This window comes from Prevotella sp. P4-51, assembly GCF_002251455.1.
Lineage (GTDB): Bacteria > Bacteroidota > Bacteroidia > Bacteroidales > Bacteroidaceae > Prevotella.
The window spans coordinates 1-571 of the sequence record NZ_NPJM01000003.1; the positions used below are offsets into that span (position 1 = coordinate 1).

1 protein-coding gene is annotated in these 571 nt (G+C 32.4%); it reads right to left on the minus strand.

Features of this window, described 5'->3' with window-relative positions; genetic code table 11:
• Nucleotides 1-506, minus strand: a 506-nt coding sequence (locus tag CIK94_RS13885; protein ID WP_144008249.1) for an oligosaccharide repeat unit polymerase, incomplete at its 3' end; no start/stop codon positions are given.
• Nucleotides 507-571: the final 65 nt, after the last annotated feature.

Below are 571 nucleotides of genomic sequence, written 5' to 3' on the forward strand. Positions count from 1 at the left end.
GGGCCCAATAGATATAACCATAGAATCAATAAAAGCCACAACAAGATACCAAGAATAACACCAAAATCTAATACAAATTCCCCCCAAAAAGTAGTAAACACTGTTTCATCAACATTTAAATTCTTATATACATCTACACGCTGAGAATAAGTATAAGCGCCTGTTGTAAATAAGCTCTTAAATAAAGGAACGGTTCTATCTCCCCATCTATGACCACCAGGATCCATCACAGCGTCATCTATATAAAGCATAGGTTGACCTACATAGTATAAAGCAGAATTAGTTGCATAATCATCATCCATATATGATTTTGTAAAACGAGATATTGTTATCAAAGTCATACCAACGACAATCAATGAACTCACAATTATTAGAATTCTTTTTATTCTTCTATTTATTACTTCTGTATATGCATGTCTGAACATTAAATAAAAAACACAAAAATTTAAGACTGCAGATACCATAGCACCTCTTCTGGCTTGAACCAAAGCACCAATTGGTGACAATATAGATGCTATTACAAGAGTTATTACTATCCATGTTTTTCTTTTTTTACAAGAAAGATCTCACG